This is a genomic window from Micromonospora sp. NPDC023956 (assembly GCF_040639195.1).
Classification (GTDB): domain Bacteria; phylum Actinomycetota; class Actinomycetes; order Mycobacteriales; family Micromonosporaceae; genus Micromonospora.
In genome coordinates this window covers 66,736-83,679 of the sequence record NZ_JBEZZN010000012.1, presented here as the reverse complement: position 1 = coordinate 83,679, position 16,944 = coordinate 66,736, and the positions used below count along the sequence as shown (strand labels likewise).

Sequence of the window (16,944 nt, the reverse complement as noted above, 5' to 3'; positions counted from 1 at the left end):
TCCCCTGGTCAGGATGGCCATCGCACGATCGGATGCGGGCACGGGAAACCTCGCTCACCGCCGGAAAACGTCTCACCAAACGGTACGGACGCCGTTCGGGGAACGCCGTCGGCGGTCCGCAACGACAGGCACCCGTCGTGTTACGTACCACACGGGAATTTCATAATCCGAGTTTCCCTGTGGCACCGATGGTGAAACGGACGACGGACCGACCGCATCGTCCTCCGACCGGTCGGCCGGCCGGGAGGACCACGTCCACCGCCGCCGCCGGACGACCGCCGCCATTCGGCGTCGCCGCGTGTCCCGGATGCGGTAGCCGACCGGCGGCGGTTCACCCGTCAGGACGGCCGGCCGTAGGCCGTGGTCCGCCGCCGGGCCGGACGACCCGCCGCGGTGGCGATGGTCCGCAACTGTTCCTCGGTCCGCGCCGATCCGTTGCCGGACCCGGCCATCCGGGAGATGGTCTCCTCCATCAACGTGCCACCCAGGTCGTTGCAGCCGCCCCGCAGCATCGCCACCGTGCCCTCGTCGCCGAGCTTCACCCAGGAGCACTGGATGTTGGCGATCCGACCGTGCAGCAGCAGCCGGGCCATCGCGTGCACCACCCGGTTCTCCCGCCGGGTGGGGCCGGGGCGGGCGATACCCGCCAGGTAGATCGGCGCGTTGGTGTGCACGAACGGCAGCGCCACGAACTCGGTGAACCCGCCGGTACGGTCCTGCACCCCGGCCAGCACCCGGAAGTGCGCCAGCCAGTGCGCCGGATGGTCGACGTGGCCGTACATCATGGTCGAGCTGGACCGGATGCCCAGCTCGTGCGCGGTGGTCACCACCTCGACCCAGGCGGCCGTGGGCAGCTTGCCCTTGGTGAGCACCCAGCGCACCTCGTCGTCGAGGATCTCGGCGGCGGTGCCCGGGATGGTGTCCAGGCCGGCCTCGCGCAACTGTTCCAGCCAGTCCCGGATGGACACGCCGGCCTTCGCGGAGGCGGTGACCACCTCCATCGGGGAGAAGGCGTGTACGTGCATCCCCGGCACCCGCCGCTTGATCCCCCGGACCAGGTCGGCGTACGCGGTGACCGGCAGCTTCGGGTCGATGCCGCCCTGCATGCAGACCTCGGTCGCGCCGGCCGCCCACGCCTCCTCGGCCCGGTCGGCCACCTGCTCGACGGAGAGGCGGTAGGCGTCGGCGTCCCGCTCGCGCTGGGCGAACGCGCAGAACCGGCAGCCCACGTAGCAGACGTTCGAAAAGTTGATGTTGCGGTTCACCACGTAGGTCACGTCGTCGCCGACGGTGTCGCGGCGGACGTCGTCGGCGAGCCGGCAGAGCGCGTCCAGCGCCGCGCCGTCGGCCGCGAAGAGCGCCAGCGCCGCGTCGGCGTGCCGGGCGTCGAGCAGCGTCGCCGGATCGTCGGCGGCCAGCCGCAGACCGGTACGCAGGTCCGCGTCGCCGCCCCCGGCGCTGGCCGCCGTGGTGACCCGGGTGGCGACCTGCGCCCAGTCGCCGTAGACGCTGTCGAAGTCGCCCCGCCGGTCGCCGGTCCGCCCGGTGGTGTCGATGGTGGCGTGCAGGTCGACCCGTCCGCCGTTGGTCTCCTCCGGCTCCTGCCACGGCAGACCCACCGGCCGTGCCGCCTCGACGGCGAGCCCGGTCTCCGGGTCGGCGAGGGCGGTCACGTGCGGGGTCAGCCGGGGGTCCAGCCACGGGTCACCGGCCCGGACGTACTCCGGGTAGACCGTCAACCGCTCGCGCAACGTGAACCCGGCGGCGGCGGTGTGCTGGGCCAACTCGTCGAGCTGTGGCCAGGGGCGCTCCGGGTTGACGTGGTCCGGGGTCACCGGGGAGACCCCGCCCCAGTCGTCGATGCCGGCGCGCAGCAGCAGGTCGTACTCGCCGGCGATGAGGTTCGGCGGGGCCTGGATCCGGGCCTTCGGCCCGAGCAGCACCCGGGCCACCGCCACCGTGGCGGCCAGGTCGTGCAGTTCCGCGTCGGGCATGCCCCGCATCGCGGTGTCCGGTTTGGCGCGGAAGTTCTGCACGATCACCTCCTGGAGGTGGCCGTACTCGCGTTGTGCCCGGCGGATCGCGAACAGCGCGTCCACCCGCTCGGCGAGGGTCTCGCCGATGCCGATCAGAATGCCGGTGGTGAACGGGACCCCGACCCGCCCGGCGTCGTCGAGCACCCGCAGCCGCACCGCCGGTTCCTTGTCCGGCGACCCGAAGTGCGGGCCCCCGGGCTCGGACCAGAGCCGGGTCGCGGTGGTCTCCAGCATCATGCCCATGCTCGGCGCGACCGGCTTGAGCCGTTGCAGCTCCGACCAGGTGAGCACGCCCGGGTTGAGGTGCGGCAGCAGGCCGGTCTCCTCCAGCACCGCCACCGCGCAGGCCCGCAGGTAGTCCAGGGTGGAGTCGTAACCGCGTTCGTCCAGCCAGCGCCGGGCCGCCGGCCACCGTTCCTCGGGCCGGTCACCGAGGGTGAACAGAGCCTCCTTGCAGCCCTGCGCCGCCCCCTCGCGGGCGATCGCCAGCACCTCGTCCCGGTCGAGGAAGGCCGCCGGCAGCCGGTGCGGGACGGTGGCGAAGGTGCAGTAGTGGCAGCGGTCCCGGCAGAGCCGGGTCAGCGGGACGAAGACCTTCTTCGAGAAGGTGATCACCCCGGGCCGGCCGGCGTCACGCAGTCCGGCGTCGCGGATCCCGGCGGCGACGGCGAACAGCTCCGCCAGGGCGTCGCCCCGGGCGGCCAGCAGCGCCACGGCCTCGTCGGTGTCCAGCGCCCGCCCGGTTGCCGCGCGACGCAGGGCGCGGTGCACGCCCGCCCCGGTCACCACGCCAGCGGCGGCCGGTCCGCCGACCGCCGTGTCCGCCCCGCCGGTCGCCCCCGCCTCGCTGTTCTCCCGCATTGCCCAACCCTATTCCGGCCCGCTCCCCCGGCCACGTCGTCCTCCCCACCAGGTCACGCCGGTCGATCCGGCGCCTCCGGTGTGCGGGCCCCGAACCGGGGCGACCCGGCGTCGTCCCGGGCCGGACGCGGTCCGGGGCCGGTCGAGGTCCGGTGGGACGTCGACCGGCCCCGGAGCGAGCCGGAAACGGCGGTGGGGTGCGTCGGTGGAGCGGAGGTCAGCGGTTCTCGGAGCCGGGCTCGCGGGGAACGGCCTGGGTACGGTCACCGTCGGCGTCCGACGCGACGACCTGGGTACGGTCACCGTCGGTATCCGACGCGACGACCTGGGTACGGTCACTGCCGGCGTCCGGCGCGACGACCTGGGTACGGTCGCTCTCGGCGTCCGGGGCCGGGGTCGGGGTGGACTCGGTGGACTGGCGCGGAATCGCCTGCGTCGGGTCGGCCGACGGCGGCTGCCCGAAGGGCGGCGCGGCCGGAGCGCCGTACGACGGGGCGGACGGGGCCGCCGTGCCGAAGGACGGTTGGGTGCCCGGCTGCCCGAACGGCGGCGCCGACTGCGGCGCACCGGCGAACGGCGGGGCGGACTGCGGCGGGGCACCGAACTGCGGGGCGGACTGCGGCGCGCCGGGGTACGGCGGGGCGGACTGCGGGTTCGGCTGGCCGTACGGCGGGGCCGGGTAGCCGGGCTGCGCACCGTACTGGCCGGGCTGGGCACCGTACTGACCGGGCTGGGCCGGGTAGCCCGGGTAGCCCTGTTGCTGCTGCTGGGGCCAGCCCGGCTGGGGCTGCCCGTACACGCCCGGCTGGGCCTTCGGCTTGGGGACGTGGTAGAGCCCACGCCACACCTTGTGCACCACGACCGCGGCGACCGCGAGCACCGCCAGGAAGGCGACCGAGGTCAGCAGGAGCAGGAAGGCGTCACCGACCTCGCCCTCGGCGAGCAGGCCGATCACGCCGATCAGGAAGGCCAGCACGCCCAGTACCGCGCTCACCACGTACTCGATCAGGGCGATCTGGGTGATCTGCTTGGCCTTCGGCACCGCCGGCTGGACGTGCGTGGCGAGCAGGAACGCGAGCATCGGCAGGACGGTCGCCTCGATGCCGATGAAGGTGTTGACGACCCCCACCGCTCGGCCGGTCAGAGTGCTGTACTCGGACATCGGCACCAGCAGCCGGATCAGCCCGACGAAGAGCAGCACCGCGTTGGCGCCGAGGAGCACGAGGGCGACGAGTTCCCGGAGTGGTTTGGTGTGCTGGGCGGCCTGCGGCGCGTCGGGAGTCGACGCGGGCTCGGCGGGGCTGGTCAAGGGGCTCCCCCTCTTCGGGCGATGTCGGACAGGTGCGACGTGAGCCTAGTCTCTCCGGACCATGCCCGAACGGGGACGTCACGTGCGCGAGGATGGTCGGCATGCGCATCGTGGTTCTGGCCGGTGGCATCGGGGGCGCCCGATTCCTGCTCGGCGTCCGGGCGTACGCCCGGGAGGTGGGCGCCGAGGTGACCGCCGTGGTCAACGTCGGCGACGACCTCTACCTGCACGGACTCAAGATCTGCCCGGATCTGGACAGCGTGCTCTACACCCTCGGCGGGGGCGCGGACCGCCAGCGCGGCTGGGGGCGGGCCGACGAGACCTGGACGGTGAAGAGCGAACTCGCCGCGTACGGGGCGGAGCCGACCTGGTTCGGCCTCGGCGACCGGGACGTCGCCACCCACCTGGTACGGACCAGCATGATCGACGGCGGGTACCCGCTCTCCGCGGTCACCGCCGCCCTGGCCACCCGCTGGCAGCCCGGCGTACGCCTGTTGCCGGCCACCGACGACCGCCTGGAGACCCACGCGGTAGTCGACCTGGACGGCGGCCGACGGGCGATCCACTTCCAGGAGTGGTGGGTCCGCCACCGCGCCGAGATCCCCACCCACCGGTTCGTCTTCGTCGGCGCGGACAGCGCCACGCCGGCACCCGGGGTCCTCGACGCGCTCGGCACGGCCGACGTGGTGCTGGTCGCGCCGAGCAACCCGGTGGTGAGCATCGCGCCGGTCCTGGCCGTGCCCGGACTGCGGGAGGCGGTGGCCGACACGCCCGGACGGGTGGTCGGAGTCTCCCCGATCATCGGTGGCGCGCCGGTGCGCGGGATGGCCGACCGGTGCCTGGCCGTGCTCGACGTGGAGTGCAGTGCCGCCGGGGTGGGCCGCCTCTACGGCGGACGGCGGGCCGGCGGGCTGCTCGACGGCTGGCTGGTCGCCCCGGAGGACGAGGACGCGGTCGTGCCCGGGGTGACGGTACGGGCGGTGCCGTTGTGGATGACCGACGAGGCGGCGACGGCCGGCATGGTCCGGGCCGCGGTGGAGCTGACATGAGGTTGGAGATCCTGCCGGTGGTCGGCATCGGCGACGTGTCCCAGGGCGACGACCTGGCCGCCCTGATCGCGACCGCCGCCCCGTGGCTGCGCGACGGCGACGTGCTGGTGGTGACCAGCAAGGTCGTGTCGAAGGCGGAGGGGCGGCTGGTCGACGTGCCGGCGGACGGCCCGGAGCGGGCCGCCGCCCGGGACGAGGTGCTCGCCGCCGAGACCGCCCGGGTGGTGGCGACCCGGGGCGCCACCCGGATCGTGCAGACGCACCACGGCTTCGTGCTGGCCTCGGCCGGGATCGACGCCTCCAACGTGGAGAAGACCCGGCTGGTGCTGCTCCCCGAGGACCCGGACGCCTCGGCGCGCGCGCTGCGCACGGCCCTGCGGGAGCGGTACGACGTGGACGTCGCGGTGATCGTCAGCGACACCATGGGCCGGCCCTGGCGCAACGGCCTCACCGACGTGGCCCTCGGGGTCGCCGGGCTGCCCGCCATCCGCGACCACCGGGGCGAGATCGACCCGTACGGCAACGAACTGCACGTCACCCAGATGGCGGTGGTCGACGAGCTGGCCGGCGCGGGGGAACTGATCAAGGGCAAGTGCGACCAGGTGCCGGTGGCGGTGGTGCGCGGCTACCTGACCGGCAACGGCGCGGTGGACGGTCCGGGCGCACGTGTCCTGGTCCGGGACGCCGAGCAGGACCTCTTCTCGCTCGGTACCGCCGAGGCGCGGGCCGCCGGGCTGCTCGCCGCCGCCACGCTGGACGACGGGCCGGGACCGGAGCCGGCCGACCCGACGGCGGTGCGCCGGGCGATCGACGCGGTGGCCGGCACGGTCGCGTCCGGCACGGTCTTCACCCTGGTCGCCGACGAGGAGACACGCACGGTGCTGACGGCCGCCGTCCCCGGCTGGCCGGCGACGGCGACCGGACTGATCCTCGGCGAGGCCCCCACGCCGGTCGACCAGCCGGACCTGGTGCGGTTCGGCGCCGACGCGCAGCGGCTGCGGGCCGCGCTGGCCGCCCACGGGGTGCCGTCGCTGCTGCTGCCGCCCCCGGCGGGCAGCACCGCCAGCGCCGCCCTGGCCATCTGAGCCGGCCCGCCCGCTCGGGGCCCGGCACCCGAGCCGGTCGTTCCGGAGGTGGTGCGCGGGTCAGCCGTCGAGGATGGCGCGGCCGAGCGGGGTCAACGTGTGCACGACGGTGTTGCGGTCCCGGTGGCTGACCAGCAGGCCGGCGTTGCGCAGCACGGTGGTGTGCTGGCTGACCGCAGCCGGTGAGATGCCCAGGCGGCGGGCCACCTCGCCGGTGGTCAGCCCGGCGTCGCTCGCCTCCAGCACCGCCGCCCTGGTCCGGCCGATCAGCGCGGCGAGCGCCGTCCGGCCGTCGCCACCGGCCGGCCCGGCCGCCGGGACGAGCGCGCCGAGTCGGTCCACCGGGTAGACCAGCACCGGCGGTCGGGCCGGGTCGAGCAGGGCCACCGGCGTCCGGGCACAGAAGAACGAGGGCACCAGCAACAACCCACGCCCGTCGAGGTCCAGCTGTCGACTGGCCGGGTAGTCGGGGACCTCCAGCACCCCGGACTCCCAGCGCATCGTCGGGCGCAGGCTCTCCAGCAGCCCCTCCGCGCCGCCGTCGAGCATGGCCCGGGCCCGACGGATCCGGTCCGCCTCCACCGCCGCCTGGATCCGGCCCCAGTACGGGCGCAGCGCCAGTGACCGGTACCGCTGTAACGAGTCGGTGAGGTGGTGCAGCGCCTCGGGCTCGCCCCGGGCCAGTGCGGCGGCCGGGGCGGGTAGCTCCCGTCCGCCCGCCAGCGTGGTCAGGTCCCGCCGGAGCAGTTCCGGCGAGGTGGTCCGGACCGCGTCCAGCCCGGCCTCGAAGCCGTCCACGCTCTGGTACGGGGTGAGGAAGTCGGGGAAGTAGCCTCTCGGCGGGTTCAGGGTGAGCAGCAGGCGCAGCCGTTCGCCGTCCTGTTCCCGGCGCAGCCGCGCGGCGACGACCCGCCGCCAACCGTTGACCAGCGGGTCAGCCTGGCGGTCCTGCAGAAGGTGCAGGCTGAGGACGAGTTCCCACAGCGGGTCCGCCGAGGGCGCCACCCGGGTGCGGAGGACGTCCTCGCGGGAGAAGTGGATAGTCAGCATCGCCAGCGCTCCCCGTGGGCACCGGACAGCGCTTGCCGCCCGGCGACCGTCTGCACTGTACCGGCCATGATCTCGGCTTTTAAGTGTGAGCTGAAAAGCATCGACGTCGGGTGACCGCTTCGGCATGCTGGTGTCGGGCCGGGCGACGGCACGAGGGTCTGTGGCCCAGCGCGTCCACAGAGCTGTCGCCCGGCCCCTCAGCCGCGCAGCCAGAGGGCCACCCGGTGATCCTCGTCGGTGACGTAGAAACACCGGCCGTCCGTCTCGGCGATCCCCTCCACGTGGTGGAACGGGGCCAGGTCGGCGACGAGTTCGCCGGGCACCAGGTGGGTCGGCTCCACCGGCAGCCGGAACCGGACGTGCCGGGAGGTCACCTCCCCACCGTGCGGGTGGTCGTCGAGCAGCACGGAACCCTTGCCGAGGGCGTCGATCGAGCCGATCACCGCCGTGTAGCCACCGTCGTCGGTCGGGGCGATGGCCCGGAATCCGGTGAGCGCCCCGGGCGGGGTCACCCCGGTCAGCGCGTACGCCCGCACCGCCCGGGGCCAGGCCCGGGGCTCGGCGAACATCTCCGCCACCCCGGTCACCTCGACCAGGATCGGCGCGCCGTCGGTCGTGACCGGGAAGCGCAGCCCGAGCAGGACGGAGCCGGCCGGGGTGAAGGCGGCGCCCTCGACGTTGAGCGGCAGGTCCCCCTCGCTCAGCCGGCTCACCCAGCGCTTCGCCCGAGCGGTGCCCCGGGCCACGGTCTCCCCGATGAACCGGGTGCGGACCTGCTCCCCCGGCGGCAGGGTGTCCAGGTCGGCGGCGGCGAGCGCGTCGTTGAGCACCCGGTGCAGCCGGAACGAGTTACGGACCACCCGTACCGGCAACGGGCCGTCGGCCGCCGCGTCGTCCTCCCGGAACCGGGCGACGAAGGCCCGGCGGGGACGCAGCGGGCCGCCCTTGGAGCCGAAGTGCGAGCCGAAGACGTAGACCCAGCCGTCGTGGTGGGCCAGCGCCTCACCGTCCTCGGTACGGCGGTTCTCCACCCCGGCGTCGGCGGGCACGTGCGCGGCGGTCCACTCGCCGTCCTCCCGCTCCAGCAGCAGGGCGAGGCACTCCTCCACCGGCCCCTCGTCCAGGACGGTCCAGAAGCCCCGCCGTGCCCGGTGCCGACGCAGCAGCGCGGCGGAGCGGACCGGCAGCAGATCGCTCGCCTCGTTGCCGGCGACGACGAATTCCAGCAGCTCAAGTGTCACCCGGCCAGGGTAGAGACCGGGTGCTCGTAGAGTGTCCGGATGCCCGACGCCCGTGCTGACACCACCGACCCGCGCGCCGACGGGACCCCGCCGGCCGACGCCGTCCCGTCCGGCGACACCGTCGCCGCCCTGCACGCCGACACCACCGCCGTGCTCTCCGGCTGGGAACCGACCAGCCCGGCCGCCGCCGAGGCCCGCGACCGCACGCTGGCGCTGCTCGCCGCCGGGCCGGTGGCGGTGACCCGGGCGCACCGCCCCGGCCACGTCACCGCCAGCGTGCTGATCGTCGACGCCACCGGCGAGCGGCTGCTGTTCTGCCTGCACGGGAAGTTCCGGCAGTGGGTGCAGCTCGGCGGCCACTGCGAGCCGACCGACCGGACGCTGGCCGGTGCCGCCCTCCGCGAGGCCACCGAGGAGTCCGGCATCGCCGGCCTGCGGATCGACCCCGTCCCGATCGACGTGGACATCCACCCGGTGCCCTGCCAGGGCGGCTCGTTCCACCACGACGTCCGGTTCGCGGTCCTCGCCCCGCCCGGCGCGGTGGAACGGGTCAGCGACGAGTCCGAGGCGCTGGGCTGGTTCCCGCCGGACCGGCTGCCCACCCCCCGGCTCGGCGGGGTCGACCAGCTCCTCGAACCGGGGTTGGCCGCGCTCAGACGTGGCCTTCTTCGCCCCGCTCCTTGAGTTCGTCGACGAGCTTCTTGACGTCCTGGGCCCGGTCGCGGGGGCAGACCAGCACCGCGTCGTGGGTGTCCACCACGATCAGGTCCCGGACGCCGAGCACGGTGACCAGCCGACCGGACTGGGCGACCACCACCAGGTCGTCGGTGTCGTGCAGCAGCACACCGGGCCCGGTGTCGCCGCCGAGGACCACGTTGCCCCGCTCGTCTGCGGGGAGCACCTCGCCGAGGGTGTGGAAGTCACCGACGTCGTTCCAGCCGAAGTCGCCGGGGACGGTGGCGACCCGCCCGGCGGTGGCCGCGCCCTCCATCACCGCGTAGTCGACGGAGATCCTCGGCAGGGTCGGCCAGACCGTGCCGAGCACGTCGTCCTGCTCGGGGGTGCCCCAGGCCGCGGCGATGGCGGTGATCCCGGCGTGCAGCGCCGGCTGCTGCCGGGCCAGCTCGGCGAGGAAGACGTCCACCCGCCAGACGAACATGCTCGCGTTCCACAGGTGCCGGCCGGAACGCAGGTACGCCTCGGCCACCGTGGCCTCGGGCTTCTCCTTGAACTCGGCGACCGGGCGCAGCGGCCCCCCGTCGACCGGGTCGCCGGTCTCCAGGTAGCCGTAGCCGGTCTCCGCCCGGGTGGGGGTGATGCCGACCGTCATGAGCAGGCCGCGCTCCGCGCCCCGGACCGCCTCGCGGACCGTCTCCGCCCAGCGGTCCGGCTGCCCGATCAGGTGGTCGGCCGCGAACGATCCCATCACCGCCTCCGGGTCGCGTTCCGCGATCACCGCCGCGGCCAGGGCGATGGCCGCGCACGAGTCCCGGGGCGAGGGCTCCACCAGGATGTTCTCCTCCGGCAGGCCGGTGAGCTGCCGGGCCACCGCCGCGACGTGCGCCGCCCCGGTGACCACGAGGGTCCGCTCGGGTGTGGTGAGGGGCGCGAGACGGTCCACGGTGGCCTGGAGCAGCGACCGGGTGGAGCCGGTGAGCGGGTGGAGGAACTTGGGATGCCCGGCACGGGACAGCGGCCACAACCTCGTGCCGCTGCCGCCCGCCGGGATGACGGCGTACAGCATCAGCACATCATGCCCGAACCGCCACGGGACGGACGCCTGCCGCACCGAACCGCCACGAGCGCCCGACGCCCACGGCGGGCCGGCCTCCCGGCCCGCTCCGCGCCGACCGGGGCCGGGCGCGACCGGTCAGGACCGGGCCCGGCTCCACGCCGCGATGTGCACCTCGGCACTGGACTCCCAGGTGAACTCCTTGGCCCGGTCGAAGCCGGCCTTGGCCAGCGTCAGCCGGCGCGACTCGTCGTCGAGCAGGGCGGCCAGGTCGGCGGCGATCTGGTCCGGGTCCTCGCTGGTGTAGGCGACCGCGTCGCCGCCCACCTCGGGCAGGGAGAGCCGGGGCGTGGTCAGCACCGGGGCGGCACAGGCCATCGCCTCCAGGATCGGCAGGCCGAAGCCCTCGCCGTAGGACGGGTAGGCGGCGACCAGCGCCCCGCCGAGGAAGCCGGGCAGGTCGGCGTAGCGCAGGTAGCCGGGACGGAGCAGGCGCAGGTGCGACGGGACCTCCGCCACCGCGCGGTCGATGTCGTCGTCGTGCCCCTGCCCACCGGCGATCACCAGGGCCGGCGGGTCGGTCCGCTCGGCCACCGCCCGTACCCAGCCCCGGATCAGGTTGGGGACGTTCTTGCGCGGCTCCTTGGCCCCGAGGAAGGCGACGTAGCTGCTGGAGCCGAGGCCGAGCCGGGCCCGGACCCGGGCCTTCTCCTCGTCGCTCGGGGCGTGGAAGGCCGCGTGGTCGACACCGTGGTACGCCACGTCGATCCGGGTCGGGTCGGCGTCGAGGAGGCGGATCAGCTCGTCGCGGGTGGCCTTGCTCGGCACGATCACCCGGCTGGCGCGGCGCAGCGAGGTCTTGATGGCGCTGCGGAAGAAGGTGCGCCGGGACTTGTCGTAGTGCTCCGGCTCGGTGAAGAACGTGGCGTCGTGCAGGGTCACCGTGACCGGGCAGCCGGCCCGCAGCGGACAGGTGTAGAAGGGCGAGTGCAGCACCTGCGCGCCGACCTGCTGGGCCAGCAGCGGCAGGCCGGTCTGCTCCCAGGCGAGCCGGGCCGGGCGGTGGGCCACCGCGGCCGGGGCGGGGATGATCTCGGCACCCGGCAGCATCCGGGCGTAACGCTCCTGGTCGGTGCGGAGGCTCACCACGGCCAGGTCGACACCCGTACCGGTGACCTTGCCGAGGGCGCCGAGCAGGCCATCGACGTATCTACCGACGCCCCCACGATCGACGGGGACACTCGTGGCGTCGATGAGCACGCGGGGCGGGCGACCGGCGGTCACGGGGCAACTCCTTTGTGGGAACAACACTTGGTGCTTCTGTGGCAAACAACACTCGGTACAAGCCTACGCCGCCCGCCGGCCCGTGCGGTGACGGCGACCCGACCCTCGACGGGTCTCGAGTTGGCATCGAGTGGGCACGTCGGCCGGCTGTATCGTTCGCCCGTGGCCGACGACATTCCCCGGGTCTTCGCCGACGCGATCGCCGCCGACCCGGCCCGCCCCCTGCTGACCTGGTACGACGACGCCACCGGTGAGCGCACCGAGCTCTCCGGCGCGACGCTGGCGAACTGGGTGGCGAAGACCGCCAACCTGCTCGTCGACGAGGTGGCCGCCGGGCCCGGCAGCGTCGCCGGCATGTTGCTGCCCCCGCACTGGCAGACCGCCGCCGTGCTGCTCGGCTGCTGGTCGGCCGGGTTGACGGTGCGTACCGAGCCGGGGCCGGTGGACGTGCTCTTCGCCGCCGCCGACCGGGCGCCCGAGGCGGACGCCTGGTCGGCCGGGGAACGCTACGCGCTGGCGCTCGCCCCGTTCGCCCTGCCGCTGCGCGAGGTGCCCGCCGGCTTCGCCGACTACGTGGTCGAGGTACGGGTGCACGGCGACCACTTCGCCCCGTACCCGGGTGGGGGTGCGGAGCTGGTGGCCCGCGCGGCGCGACGCGCGGAGGAACTCGGTCTCGCCCCCGGTGACCGCGTGCTGGTCGACGCGGCCCGGCACCCGGACCCGGTGGACTGGCTGCTCGCCCCGCTGAGCGTCCGGGGCAGCGTGGTCCTCTGCGGCAACCTCGACCCGACCCGCCTCGACTCCCGGCTGACGACGGAGAAGGTCACCCGCCCGCTGGCCTGACGTCCCCTCTCGGCGCCGTCTGGGCGCCGCCGTTTCGGCGACAACGCGGTCTCCCTGCGGCGGGACACCGCGTTATCGGCGAACCGACTCGGCGTCCTCCTCGTCGGCGCGACGTTGGGCGAACGCGGCGAAGGCGGTCAGCGACTCCGGGTTGGCCAGCGCACCGGTGGCCGCCGCCGAGTCCACCGGCGTACCGGTGAGGATCTTCTTCACCGGCACCTCCAGCTTCTTGGCCGACAGGGTGCGCGGCACCGCCCGCACCTGGTGGATCTCGTCGGGCACGTGCCGGGGGGAGAGCGCGGTCCGCAGCTCGCGGGCGATCCTCCTGCGCAGGGTGTCGTCCAGCTCCAGCCCTTCGGCGAGCACCACGAAGAGCAGCAGCTCGCCGGGGCCGCCGTCGGCGTCCTCCAGGTGCACCACCACCGAGTCGACGACCTCGTCCAGCCCCTCGACCACCGAGTAGAACTCGGCGGTGCCGAGCCGGACCCCGCCCCGGTTCAGGGTGGCGTCCGAACGGCCGGTGATCACGCAGCCGCCCCGGGAGTTGACGGTGATCCAGTCGCCGTGCCGCCACACGCCCGGGTAGAAGTCGAAGTACGCCTCCCGGTAACGACTGCCGTCCGGGTCGTTCCAGAACCCGACCGGCATGCTCGGCATCGGAGCGGTGATCACCAACTCGCCCAGCTCGCCGACGACCGGGCTGCCGTCGGCCGAGCGGGCCTCGACCTTCGTGCCCAGCGCCCGGCAGGCGATCTCCCCGGGGTACACCGGCAGCAGCGGCACGCCGCCGACGAAGCCGGTGCAGACGTCCGTGCCGCCGGAGAGCGACTGGAGTTGGAGGTGGTCACCGACGGCCTCGTACACCCAGGTGAAGCCCTCGGGCGGCAGGGGTGCGCCGGTGGAGCCGAGGCCGCGCAGCGCGGAGAGGTCGGCGACCTCCTTCGGCACCAGGCCGGCCTTGCGGCAGGCCAGCAGGAACGGCGGTGAGGTGCCGAGGTACGTCATGCCGGTCTCCTCGGCCAGCCGCCACAGCGCACCGAGGTCGGGGTGGCCGGGGTTGCCGTCGAAGAGCACGATCGCCGCGCCGACCGCCGGCCCGGAGACGAGGAAGTTCCACATCATCCAGCCGGTGGTGGTGAACCAGAAGAACCGGTCGCCCGGCCCGAGGTCGTGGTGCAGGGCGAGCATCTTCAGGTGTTCCAGCAGGATGCCGCCGTGGCCGTGCACGATCGGCTTGGGCAGGCCGGTGGTGCCGGAGGAGTAGAGCACGTAGAGCGGGTGGTCGAACGGGACCGGGGTGAAGGTCAGCGGCTCGTCGGTCGCGGCGGCCAGTTCGGCCCAGTCGGTCGTTCCCGGGGACGGCGTGCCGGACGGGTCGAGGTAGGGGATCGTGACGGTGTGCCGCAGCGACGGCAGGGCGGCCCGGATGGCGGCCACCTCACCCCGCCGGTCGACGGGCTTGTCGCCGTACCGGTAGCCGTCCACCGCGACCAGCACCGTCGGCTCGATCTGCTGCCAGCGGTCGGTGACGCTGCGGGTGCCGAACTCGGGTGCGCAGGAGGAGAAGACCGCGCCGAGGCTGGTGGTGGCGAGCATCAGCACGAACGTCTCGGGGATGTTCGGGGCGTACGCGGCCACCCGGTCGCCGGCGCCGACACCGAGCCGGCGCAGCCCGGCGGACACCCGGCGGACCTGCTCGCGCAGGTCGGCGGCGGTCAGCGCCGCCGGGGCGCGGGTCTGCCCGTGCGCGATCACCACCGGGTCGTCGTCGGCGAGGCCGGGCATCCGCAGCACGTGCTCGGCGTAGTTGAGGGTGGCGCCGGGGAACCAGCGCGCCCCCGGCATGGTGGCGTCGGCCAACACATCGGTGGCCGGAGTGTGGGAGTGCACCTGGAAGTAGTCCCAGACCGAGCCCCAGAACGCCGACAGGTCGGTGACCGACCACTGCCACAGCTCGGCGTAGTCGGCGAACTCCAGCCCCCGGTGCGCCCGCAGCCAGCGTAGGTAGTCGCCGATCCGGGACCGCTCGAGTACGTCCGCCGGCGGCGTCCAGAGCACGTCAGACACGGTGTCCATCCCTCCCCGCGACCCGTCACGACACTGTGCGTGGGCCGTGACGCCATCTTGCCCTACCTCAACCCACCATTCTCCGCCTCCGCAGCCTTGATCGATGTGTGTTCATCCCACACAAAGTGCCCGCCGGGGTGGCGCGGTCAGGTGGCGCGGTGGGCCTGGATGGCGCGGCGGCGGGCCAGCCGGTGCGCCCGGCGGATCTCCGCCTCCCGGAACCGGCGCTCGTCCTCCGGGGTCTCGGGCAGCACCGGACGGACCGAACGCGGCGCGCCACCCACGTCGACCGCCACGAACACCAGGTAGGCGGTGGCCACCGGGAGCGGCTCGTCCTCGGCCGAGTCCCACCGCTCGGCCACGACCCGGACGCCCACCTCCATCGAGCTGTGCCCGGTCCAGTTGACCTGGGCGTGGGCGTGCACCAGGTCGCCCACCCGGACCGGTTCGGCGAAGACGATCTCGTCGATCGCGGCGGTGACCGCCGTGCCGCCGCTGTGCCGGGCCGCCGCCGCCCCGGCCACGTCGTCGACGAACTTCATCAGGACACCCCCGTGCACGGTGCCGTAGAGGTTGACGTCCACCGCGGTCATGATGCGGCTGAGGGTGACCCGGGAGTAGGAGGTCGGCTTGCCCGGGGGCGCGGCGGTGGGGTGCTCGGTCATGACGAAGACGGTACGGTGCGCGGATGCGACATCTCTGGAGCTTCCTCGCCGGTGTGGTGGTGGCACCGGTCACCTGGGTGCTGATCGCCCTCGGGCAGGACGGATCGAGCCGGACGATCGACCGCTGGGTGGAGTTGGGTACGTTCAACACCGCGAACCTGATCGAACCGGCCGTCTACCTCGGTGTCGCCGGCCTCCTGTTCGGGCTGGTCGGCATGCTGCGGTTCTCGCCGCTCGGGCCACTCGTCGCCGGCCTGCTGCTGGTCGCCCCGTACGTCGGCATGCTCGTCGCACCGTTCGACGTGCGTGACCGGGTGCCGAGCGGCTGGCGGGTGTTGGGTGACCCGCTGCCGCTGTTGCTGCCGGTGCGCAACGGCACGCTCTTCCTGATCGGCGTCGCACTGCTGGTGGCCGTGTTCAGCGGTCAGCGCTGGCGGCGCTGGCCGAGGCCCACCATCGTCCCCGTACCGGCGACCGGACCGGCACCGGCGGAGGAGGAGCCGACCTTCGCGTTGACCGACTTCGACGCGCCGGCCCGTTCGGACGACCGGGACACGCCCCCGCTCACCCTCGGCTACCCGGACGAGCAGCCCACCGAGCCGCTGCCCCGGCGTACCGCTGGCGCGTCGCCCTGGTCCCAGCCACCGCGGTCGTCCCACCGGGACGACGCCGGCTGAGCCGGCCTCCGACGGGACGACCCCACCCACCCGGGCTCCGGGTGGACCCGGCCGACGCCGTCGGCAGCGGCAGCGGCCCGACCGCCGCGAGCCGGTCCGGGTGACCGTCCCCGGTGGACGGACGGACGAGCCGGTGGCCGGCGGCGCGGTCGGATCTCCGGCCGGGCGGTACCCCGACCGGCGGTCATTCACTACAGTCAGCGGCTATGCGAGTGCCAACCGTCATCGGCCGGCGCACGGTGGCCGTCGCGGTGGCCGTCGCCCTGGTCGCGGTGGTGGTCACCGCCGTCTGGGCGTACCGGCGGCACCGGGCGGACACGATGGACGCCGCCGCCGTCTGGTGTCTGACCGCCGACCGGCGTCCCGCCCTGGTGCAGGCCGCCCGCGCGCTCGGACGGGTGCACCCGGAGTCGACCGTGGAGCGGGTGCGCTGGTCGGGTGGGAGCGGCGGAGCCGAGCGGTGGCGCAGCGAGCGCCCGGCGGACTTCGCCCGGACCTGCCGGGCCCTGATCGGCGCGGAGCAGCGGCCGTCGGGCGGTGGTTCGTCCCCGTGGTCCGGCTTCACCCCCGCGCTGCTGCTCGCCGTGGTCAGCGCCGCGCTGGCCGCCTGGTTCAGCCGGCGGTCGGCCGTCGCGGACGCCCGGCGGGTCGAGGCGGAGGCGTTGCGGGCCGCGGCCCGCGCCTACCGGGCGGCGGTCGAGCGCCTGGTGCGCGAGTTGGAACAGCGCCGCCCCGGGATGGCCCCGGACGACGGCGAGGTGCAGGACCGGCAGCTGGAGTTGGCGACCCGGCTCCGGGCGGTGTCGGCGACGTACCGTGACTGGTCGTTGCCGCGCACGCTGGGCGAGACGCTGGACCGGGAACCGCTCGGCGCGGGGATGGTGGCGCGGTGGACCGCCCGGCCACCGCAGGACCGGCCCGGCTGGGCTGCCGAGACGCGCGGGGCACTGGGCCGACTGGAGGCGGATGTGGCGCAGGTGGCAGAGGCGATGCGGGAACCGGGCCCGTTCCGGACGCGGATGCCGGCGGGCCGGCGGTGACCGGG

14 protein-coding genes are annotated in these 16,944 nt (G+C 74.3%); 6 read left to right on the top strand and 8 right to left on the bottom strand.

Translation table 11 applies throughout. The features are described 5' to 3' along the window. Window positions 1-338 precede the first annotated feature (338 nt). Together AB0F58_RS22235 and AB0F58_RS22230 are read right to left on the bottom strand one after the other, a co-directional pair. Window positions 339-2,897 (bottom strand): bifunctional FO biosynthesis protein CofGH, encoded by a 2,559-nt coding sequence (locus AB0F58_RS22235; RefSeq protein ID WP_357145994.1) that lies wholly within the window; start codon window positions 2,895-2,897, stop codon window positions 339-341. Window positions 2,898-3,114: 217 nt separating this feature from the next. Beyond that, window positions 3,115-4,206 carry a hypothetical protein gene (locus tag AB0F58_RS22230; protein WP_357145991.1) on the bottom strand — a complete coding sequence of 364 codons (1,092 nt, stop codon included), beginning with the start codon at window positions 4,204-4,206 and terminating at the stop codon, window positions 3,115-3,117. 101 nt (window positions 4,207-4,307) lie between these two features. Here AB0F58_RS22230 and cofD point away from each other — a divergent pair, with 101 nt between their 5' ends. Then, the gene (gene cofD / locus AB0F58_RS22225; RefSeq protein WP_357145988.1) at window positions 4,308-5,255 is read left to right on the top strand and encodes a 2-phospho-L-lactate transferase; all 948 of its coding nucleotides are present in this window, start codon (window positions 4,308-4,310) and stop codon (window positions 5,253-5,255) included. Further along, the gene (locus tag AB0F58_RS22220) at window positions 5,252-6,340 is read left to right on the top strand and encodes a coenzyme F420-0:L-glutamate ligase (RefSeq protein ID WP_357145985.1); all 1,089 of its coding nucleotides are present in this window, start codon (window positions 5,252-5,254) and stop codon (window positions 6,338-6,340) included. Before cofD ends, AB0F58_RS22220 begins: the two co-directional genes overlap by 4 nt. A 60-nt stretch (window positions 6,341-6,400) precedes the next feature. On the opposite strand, the gene AB0F58_RS22215 is transcribed toward AB0F58_RS22220, so the two are convergent. Continuing rightward, window positions 6,401-7,390, bottom strand: a complete 990-nt coding sequence (locus AB0F58_RS22215) for a winged helix-turn-helix domain-containing protein (protein ID WP_357145981.1) — start codon at window positions 7,388-7,390, stop codon at window positions 6,401-6,403. A gap of 197 nt (window positions 7,391-7,587) precedes the next feature. Next, entirely contained in the window at window positions 7,588-8,631 is a 1,044-nt protein-coding gene (locus AB0F58_RS22210) for a hypothetical protein (protein ID WP_357145978.1), read from the bottom strand. A gap of 39 nt (window positions 8,632-8,670) precedes the next feature. On the opposite strand from AB0F58_RS22210, the gene AB0F58_RS22205 reads away from it, so the two are divergent. Then, window positions 8,671-9,315, top strand: coding sequence for an NUDIX domain-containing protein (locus AB0F58_RS22205; RefSeq protein ID WP_357145975.1), 645 nt, complete (start codon window positions 8,671-8,673; stop codon window positions 9,313-9,315). Here the strand turns inward: AB0F58_RS22205 and AB0F58_RS22200 are convergent. Both AB0F58_RS22200 and AB0F58_RS22195 read right to left on the bottom strand, forming a co-directional pair. Beyond that, window positions 9,284-10,375, bottom strand: coding sequence for a sugar phosphate nucleotidyltransferase (locus tag AB0F58_RS22200; RefSeq protein WP_357145972.1), 1,092 nt, complete (start codon window positions 10,373-10,375; stop codon window positions 9,284-9,286). The two genes, AB0F58_RS22205 and AB0F58_RS22200, sit on opposite strands and share 32 nt — an antisense overlap. Window positions 10,376-10,501: 126 nt before the next feature. Beyond that, window positions 10,502-11,647 carry a glycosyltransferase family 1 protein gene (locus AB0F58_RS22195; RefSeq protein ID WP_357145969.1) on the bottom strand — a complete coding sequence of 382 codons (1,146 nt, stop codon included), beginning with the start codon at window positions 11,645-11,647 and terminating at the stop codon, window positions 10,502-10,504. A 162-nt stretch (window positions 11,648-11,809) separates the two neighbouring features. Between AB0F58_RS22195 and AB0F58_RS22190 the strand changes: the two genes are divergently transcribed. After that, on the top strand, window positions 11,810-12,490 hold the full coding sequence (locus tag AB0F58_RS22190; RefSeq protein WP_357145966.1) for a TIGR03089 family protein: 681 nt from the start codon (window positions 11,810-11,812) through the stop codon (window positions 12,488-12,490). A 72-nt stretch (window positions 12,491-12,562) separates the two neighbouring features. On the opposite strand, the gene AB0F58_RS22185 is transcribed toward AB0F58_RS22190, so the two are convergent. Further along, a complete protein-coding gene (locus AB0F58_RS22185) occupies window positions 12,563-14,557 on the bottom strand; it encodes an acetoacetate--CoA ligase (RefSeq protein ID WP_357145963.1) in 1,995 nt (664 codons plus the stop codon). A 146-nt stretch (window positions 14,558-14,703) separates the two neighbouring features. Then, window positions 14,704-15,222, bottom strand: a complete 519-nt coding sequence (locus AB0F58_RS22180; protein ID WP_357145961.1) for an acyl-CoA thioesterase — start codon at window positions 15,220-15,222, stop codon at window positions 14,704-14,706. 23 nt (window positions 15,223-15,245) lie between these two features. Here AB0F58_RS22180 and AB0F58_RS22175 point away from each other — a divergent pair, with 23 nt between their 5' ends. Continuing rightward, window positions 15,246-15,899 (top strand): hypothetical protein, encoded by a 654-nt coding sequence (locus AB0F58_RS22175; RefSeq protein ID WP_357145958.1) that lies wholly within the window; start codon window positions 15,246-15,248, stop codon window positions 15,897-15,899. Window positions 15,900-16,105: 206 nt separating this feature from the next. Continuing rightward, window positions 16,106-16,939 (top strand): hypothetical protein, encoded by an 834-nt coding sequence (locus tag AB0F58_RS22170; protein WP_357145955.1) that lies wholly within the window; start codon window positions 16,106-16,108, stop codon window positions 16,937-16,939. Window positions 16,940-16,944 lie beyond the last annotated feature (5 nt).

Bases quoted from the DNA above. Each gene is read 5' to 3' on its own strand.
- AB0F58_RS22180 (WP_357145961.1), bottom strand. From the start codon at position 15,222: ATGACCGAGCACCCCACCGCCGCGCCCCCGGGCAAGCCGACCTCCTAC.
- AB0F58_RS22215 (WP_357145981.1), bottom strand. From the start codon at position 7,390: ATGCTGACTATCCACTTCTCCCGCGAGGACGTCCTCCGCACCCGGGTG.
- cofD (WP_357145988.1), top strand. From the start codon at position 4,308: ATGCGCATCGTGGTTCTGGCCGGTGGCATCGGGGGCGCCCGATTCCTG.
- AB0F58_RS22170 (WP_357145955.1), top strand. From the start codon at position 16,106: ATGCGAGTGCCAACCGTCATCGGCCGGCGCACGGTGGCCGTCGCGGTG.
- AB0F58_RS22175 (WP_357145958.1), top strand. From the start codon at position 15,246: ATGCGACATCTCTGGAGCTTCCTCGCCGGTGTGGTGGTGGCACCGGTC.
- AB0F58_RS22200 (WP_357145972.1), bottom strand. From the start codon at position 10,375: ATGCTGTACGCCGTCATCCCGGCGGGCGGCAGCGGCACGAGGTTGTGG.
- AB0F58_RS22235 (WP_357145994.1), bottom strand. From the start codon at position 2,897: ATGCGGGAGAACAGCGAGGCGGGGGCGACCGGCGGGGCGGACACGGCG.
- AB0F58_RS22205 (WP_357145975.1), top strand. From the start codon at position 8,671: ATGCCCGACGCCCGTGCTGACACCACCGACCCGCGCGCCGACGGGACC.
- AB0F58_RS22220 (WP_357145985.1), top strand. From the start codon at position 5,252: ATGAGGTTGGAGATCCTGCCGGTGGTCGGCATCGGCGACGTGTCCCAG.